The organism is Paenibacillus dauci, assembly GCF_000971985.1.
GTDB lineage: Bacteria > Bacillota > Bacilli > Paenibacillales > Paenibacillaceae > Saccharibacillus > Saccharibacillus dauci.
The window spans coordinates 1-4,183 of the sequence record NZ_LAQQ01000022.1; the positions used below are offsets into that span (position 1 = coordinate 1).

2 protein-coding genes are annotated in these 4,183 nt (G+C 40.8%); both read left to right on the forward strand.

Features of this window, described 5'->3' with window-relative positions; all coding sequences use genetic code 11:
• Positions 1-3,213: condensation domain-containing protein (locus WH46_RS23175; RefSeq protein ID WP_046228518.1), on the forward strand; the 3,213-nt coding region annotated here is incomplete at its 5' end.
• 23 nt (positions 3,214-3,236) lie between these two features.
• Positions 3,237-4,183: condensation domain-containing protein (locus WH46_RS23180; RefSeq protein ID WP_156172335.1), on the forward strand; the 947-nt coding region annotated here is incomplete at its 3' end.

A 4,183-nucleotide genomic window follows, 5' to 3' on the forward strand; every position in this document is an offset into this window, starting at 1 on the left:
CCTGCTCGGTTGATAGAGCTGGAGAGTATGCCGCTGACGCCCAATGGGAAAATTGACAAAAAAGCTTTGCCGGAACCGATCAGGGCATTGTCACGCGGCAGCTACATCGAATCTTACAATACCATACAGTCTGCGCTTATAAAGGTGTGGAGTGAAGTGCTGTCTATTCCGCAGGTCAGCCTGTATGATAATTTTTTCGAGTTGGGTGGAGACTCTATCAAATCTATACAGATTGTATCCCGGCTTCGAAAAGAAAATATTATGTTAAGCGTTAAAGATATTATGCAATATCAAACCGTTGATATGCTGTCTCGTTACGTAAAAACCGTCCAATCTATTCCTGATCAGCAGGCTGTCGAAGGCAAAGTAGCTTGGACTCCAATTACCAGCCAGTTTGCAAATGGGATACATGCGGAGACATTCAATCATTTTAATCAATCTGTAATGCTGTTCTCAAAGCAGGGATTTAATGCAGAAGCTGTAGAGCAGGTTATCAAAAAGCTAATTCAACACCATGATGCATTAAGAATGCTTATAAAACGGGATGCTGGCGGTCATGCTTATTTATTCAATGCTTCCATAGAAGATATGAACAATCTGTATCGTGTTGGAAGAATGGTACTTGAAGATAGCCTGGATTCCGAACAACGCATCGCTGCAAAAATTGACGAAATACAGACATCAATGAATCTGGAACATGGTCCGCTTGTGCAAGTTATATTGTTTACTACTTCTTCCGGAGATCATCTGCTCTTTTCCATACATCATCTTGTTGTGGATAGTGTTTCCTGGAGAATATTGCTGGAAGACTTTGAAAATGCATATGCGGCTTGTATGAATGATATGGAAATCCAAATGCCTGCCAAAACAACATCTTTTCAAAAATGGGCTGACGAACAACTGGAATACGCTAATAGTTCACAGGCGCTCAAACAGCTGGATTATTGGAATAATGTTGTAACTGAACATTATAGTCAGGTTCGGAAAATTTCACCATCCACTTCCTGTCTTGAGCATATGATGACACGCAAAATCAAATTGAATAAGACAGTAACACAGACACTGCTGACAGGTGCACACAAAGCTTACCGCACAGAGATGAATGATCTGTTATTGGCGGCGATAGGCTATGGAATCCAGAAATGGGATCACCGGGAGAAGTTGACGATTATGATTGAAGGGCATGGCCGTGAAGAACTTTATATGCCCAATGCTGCAACTGCAGACATTACGCGTACGGTAGGCTGGTTTACAACATGTTACCCGGTTGTTCTGCATATTCAGGATCCTGATATTGGAGAATTGATCAAACGAACCAAAGAGAATTTGCGCCATGTTCCAAATAAGGGAATAGGTTACGGTATTCTTCATTATTTGACCGACGAGAAATACAAACGCGGAATTGATCTGTCGATTAAGCCGGACATCAGTTTTAACTATCTGGGACAGCTCAGCTACGGAGATACAGCGGGACTGTTTACAGAATCTTCTCTGTCTGCAGGGGCGCAGGCGAGTCCTGCGATGGTGATCGAAGAAGGGTTACAGATCAATGGCATGATCAAAGATGATGAATTGCAATTTATTCTGGAATTTAATCCATCGGTATGGCTCTCCGAGGATACGAGCCGGTTTGCAGAGTGCCTGGAAGATTCTCTGGAGGAGATAATTCAATATTGCGCTGCAGCCGAAACGACCGAACTAACACCATATGATTATGGTATTCATGATCTGGATCTGGACGATTTATCGCAATTCAAACAGATGATAGCCAGACAAAAGGGAGATTATGCGGTTGTTGAAAAACTGAACAAGCTGACTCCGATGCAAGAAGGCATGTTTTTCACTTATCTTCAAAAACAGGATACAGCTGCGTATATTCTTCAGACGGAACTGTTCCTGAAAGGTATTGTTGATCTGAAAGTCTGGGAAGAAGTGTATAACCAGCTTCTGGCCCAGTATGAATCTTTGCGAACCAATATATTCAATCACTGGAGACATCCTGTTCAGGTCGTCACTCAGCATCAATATCAGACGCTTATGTACTACGATTTGTCTTCTTATGATGCTACAGAACAGCAGATTAAGTATGAACAGCTGAAAAACAAGCGTATGGAGCAAGGATTTGCGCTGGATCAAGACAATCTGTTCGAATTAAGAATGGTTTATCTGGGAAACAAAGAGTACAGATTGCTAGTAGATATTCACCATATTATTCTTGACGGTTGGTCCAATGCTATTTTGCTGAATGAAATGATCACTAAATACAAAAAATATACTGCGGATGCCGCACGTTATGTCACTTCTGCTATGCCTATGGACAATTATCACCGATGGCTGTTTGATCAGGATCGGACGCTTGGTCTTCAATATTGGAATAAAGCACTGGATGATTATACCGGAGAGTCATTCCTGCAGGCTGATCTTGAAAACAATGAAGCATTAAGTCCAAAAAGAGGAGAAGTCCAATTTGAATTGAGTGAAGCCACTTCAGAAAAAATCAAGCAAATCAGTTCAACATATCAAGTTACGATGAATACGATTTGTCAGACAGTATGGGGACTTACCATGCAAAAATATACAGGTACCCAGGACATTGTATTTGGAGGCATTGTATCCGGACGTCCTCCTGAAATTAATGGTATTGATCGTATGGTCGGTATATTTTTGAATACCATACCGATACGCATACGTTCAGAGCAGGATCAAACAATCGTCAAATTGCTGCAGCAGATACAGGAGAATAATGTTGCGAGTCAGCCATATGAGTATGTTCCCTTGGCAGACATACAGCTTGCAAGTCTTTCCAAACACAATCTGATACAAACACTGGTTGTATTTGAAAATTACCCAATGGAAGAACTGAATCAGGCGATTACCGATGCAAATGATGCTGATTTTGTTCTAGAAGATATCCGTACGGTCGAGAAAACCGGTTATTCGCTAAATGGTCTTTTTTATATGAAAAAACAGCTCATATACAAAATTATGTATGATGCCAATCTTTATTCGGATCAACTGATGGATGAGTTTGGAGAGCGTCTGATGCTTGGCTTTGAACAGTTGATATCAATTTTAACGGCTCCTCATACAAAGCTGGAGAAAATGGATTTTCTCACTTTACAGGAAAAAGAAGCTTTGGTCGCTAAGCAGCTACAGGAAGAAAAGGAATTCAAGGATTGGGACGAAACAGAATTTGACTTTAATATGAGTTGAATGGGGGAGAAACCTTGCCGGATATGATCACAAACGAAACTCAGAAACTTTATTTGTTGAAAAAAAACAAATCATCCCAGCAATACTGGAGCCGTAAATTGAACGGGTTGGATTCGCACTCTTTTGAAAAGCTGATGATTTACGATTATTCTTTGGGGGCTGGATATGAACCTGCAAGCATCAATATTTCGATAGATCAGCATTTAATAGAAAAAATATTTAAAATGGCTGGCAATAATGATTTGCTGATTTTTACCATATGTTTGGCAGTTCTTCAAATTCAGCAGTACCAATTAACCCGGCAAAACCTTATCAATCTGATTCCGACATATGAGGGTGGAGAATCCGATGTGTCGCAGGATTTCGGTATTCTTCCAATGATTAATGATATCCAGCCCAATAATGCAGTGAAAGAAGTAATAGGACGCTGCAAAAAGGAATTATCCGAAGGATACAAAAACCAATCGTATGCAAAAACCGAAAAAAATGCTCTCTGTTATGGAGAGCATGATATTTTACAAATCAGTCAATTTGGTATCTCCATGAATACAGTACACAGTCCGGAAAGTATAGAAAATATGTACAATCTGGCCTTGAATCATATTCATATATTGGTGAACAGACAGCAGGATCAACTACAACTGCAAATCACATATAACAAACTGCTGTTTGAGAAAACACATATAGCTACTTTTTTTGAACAATATGTGCATTTGATTAACGAACTGCTGGTCAATATTAATGGTGAAGCAGCGAGTTCGATCAGTTTGTCGATTGCTCAAAAACAGCAGTTACTGCAAGAATTCAATCCGGTACATACGACTCCTTCGATTGAACGTACACTGGCTGAGGTGCTGGAGGAGGAAGCCGAGCGTCGCAGTCATCAGCCTGCCGTCATCTCCGGTGGAAAGCAGCTGACCTATGGAGAGCTGAATCGCCGAGCCAATCAGCTGGCTCACTGCTTGCGCCA